At 55.1% G+C, this 2,610-nt stretch carries 2 protein-coding genes and 1 pseudogene; all 3 read right to left on the bottom strand.

All coding sequences use genetic code 11. From position 1 onward, the window contains the following. On the bottom strand, positions 1-1,177 hold a 1,177-nt coding region (gene tnpC / locus BN1127_RS21765), incomplete at its 3' end, for an IS66 family transposase (RefSeq protein WP_082030130.1). Between the two features lie 30 nt (positions 1,178-1,207). After that, entirely contained in the window at positions 1,208-1,963 is a 756-nt protein-coding gene (tnpB, locus tag BN1127_RS23155) for an IS66 family insertion sequence element accessory protein TnpB (protein WP_082030129.1), read from the bottom strand. A gap of 81 nt (positions 1,964-2,044) precedes the next feature. Beyond that, positions 2,045-2,301, bottom strand: a pseudogene (locus BN1127_RS15805) (transposase); the annotation flags it as partial. Positions 2,302-2,610 lie beyond the last annotated feature (309 nt).

Below are 2,610 nucleotides of genomic sequence, written 5' to 3'. Positions count from 1 at the left end.
CTTTCAGTAAGGGCTTTGCCCGCCGTTCTCGTTCTGCCAGCCGGTGTTCTGCTGACATGCCGCGCAGTTCTGCTTCAAGGCTGTAAAGCTGACCAATTCGTTTGAGGGCTTCGTCTGTGTTATCCGATGGCGTTCGGATATGCACATCATGGATCTTTCGCCTGGCATGAGCCCAGCAAGCGGCCTCCTTTATCGTGCCGGCAGCTCGGTCTTCACGATATAGCTCATTAAATCCTGCATATGCGTCTGCCTGTAGGACGCCGCTGAAATCGGCAAGATGGCTTTGCGGATGGACTCCCTTTCTATCAGGCGAGTAAGCGAACCAGACGGCTGGCGGCAGTGCGGAGCCTGCGTTGCGATCATCGCGTACATACGTCCACAGACGTCCTGTTTTTGTCTTTTTATTGCCAGGGAGCAGTACCGGCACCGGGGTATCGTCTGCGTGTAGTTTGCCATCGGTCAGCACATACTGCCGCAGCGCTTCCTCCAGCGGTGACAGTAATCGGCAACACGCATCTACCCAGCCAGAGAGCACAGAGCGGCTCAGCTCCACGCCCTGACGGGCATAGATTTCCGACTGGCGATACAGCGGGGTGTGCTCTGCATACTTGGAGGTGAGTACCCGAGCCAGTAAGCCTGGCCCGGCGATACCCCGCTCGATAGGACGTGATGGGGCTGGCGCTTGTATGATGAAATCGCATTGCCCGCAGGTGTGTTTCTCCCGAACCGTGCGGATGACCCGGAAGGCACTGCGTATCAGCTCTAACTGCTCAGCAGTATCTTCTCCAAGGTATGCCAGCGCTCCACCACATTCCGGGCAGACAGCCTCTGTTGGACACAGGCGATGCTCATCGCGGGGAAGCGCTTGAGGGAAGGGTTTGCGAATGCGAGTCTGGCGAAGTGGCCGCGGTACCGCTGGATCATCGACCCGACCGGTGAAGGTATCACTCTCCTGCTGGAGTATTTGCAGTTGCGCTTCGGTCTGAGCGATACGACGAGCGAGTTTCTCGGACTGGCTGCCAAAATACATACGCCGTAGCTTGTCGAGTTGCGCAAGCAGGCGCTCAATTTCGCGCTCCCGCTCTTCCAACCTTGCATGCAAAACACGATTGAGTGACTCCTGTTCAGCCAGGAGTCGTTTCAGTCGCAGGATTTCGTCGGCTAGTAATTTTTCCATACCCATGCATCTTACATGGGGGATCACTTTTTACAACATGGTCAATGAGTTAGCCAGGCGCTTTGGATGGCGCCAGTCTATTCCCTCCAGTAGCATGGCCAGTTGTGCAGGCGTCAAAAAGACTTTGCCGTTTCGAGCCGATGGCCAGGCAAACCGACCCTGCTCCAGCCTTTTGGTCAGCAGACACAGACCATCGTCGGTAGACCAGAGGAGCTTAACTTGACTCCCGTTACGGCCCCTGAAGATAAAGACATGCCCTGACAAGGGATCATCCTTCAACGTCATTTGCACTTTCGAGGCTAACCCATTGAAGCCGTTTCTCATGTCTGTGATACCGGCCACGATCCAGATCCGGGTGCCAGTAGGAAGATTGATCATACGCGCAGGGTCTCCAGGATCATTCGTAATACATTGGTATCGACGGTGCCATCGATGACGACCATTGCACGCCCCAGTCGTATCTCGATGGTGCCGGATGGTGCCGGATGGTGTCGGTTCAGAGGCCGTCTCTGGCGTGAGCATTTCGGGCTGCGGGGTCGGAGGCAAGAAGATCTCCGTGGATGAAGGGGGCAACACCAGTTCGATGGGATATAACGCAGGGGCTTCGGCTTTGGCATCACGTCGCCATTTGAACAAGAGGTTTGCATTGATCCCGTGCTCCTGTGCGAGTTTTGAGACGGAGACGCCGGGTTGGTTGGCGGCCTCGACAAGTCGCTGTTTGAATTCTCGTGAGTAATTGGCTCTGCCTTTACGGCTGCCATTGGTACGACTATTGGTGTACACCATCTTTGGTTCCCACTACTTTTTAGTGGGAACTACTTTGTCCACAACTGCCTCCATTCACCAGACGGTAGTGGCCGGACGCTTACTTTTCTTCCCGAGCAGACGCTGGAGCTCTCGGATCTGCTTGATGGCAGCAACCAACTCGAAGGCTGTAACAACATCCTCACCGGCGGTGATCGCCGTGAGAGAGCTTTCCTGGAATTGCTTACGCCATTTGAAAAGCTGGTTGGCGTTGACGTCGTGCAAGCGAGCTACATGAGAGACGGTCATTCCGGGCTCAAAGGTCTGCTGCACGATGGAGATCTTTTCCGGCGTCGACGACGCTCAGCCCCTGTTAACATAGATGGTCGCCCCGGTTTGCCAAGCCCTCAATCAATGAAAGTGAGTCAGGTGGAGATTGCAGCCATAGATCCGGATTTCACCGAGGCAACAGCCTCTATCCCTGATGGAATTCGCTGACTGGCTCCTCTATCACTTACAGCGCACTTAACGACGTGCTGTGTTAACACCGGGTTTTGCCAGCCACGGTCTGACCTGTCTCGCCATCACTTCATGATTGCCTGCGCAATCTGTGCTTCATTATCATTGCCAACCGTCTTGTTGCAGGGCTGTCAGCCCGCCCTTACTAAACCTGTTTTTCATGCGGCCAT

The organism is Aeromonas media (assembly GCF_000819985.1).
Classification (GTDB): domain Bacteria; phylum Pseudomonadota; class Gammaproteobacteria; order Enterobacterales; family Aeromonadaceae; genus Aeromonas; species Aeromonas media.
This window is presented reverse-complemented; position numbering and strand designations above follow the sequence as displayed.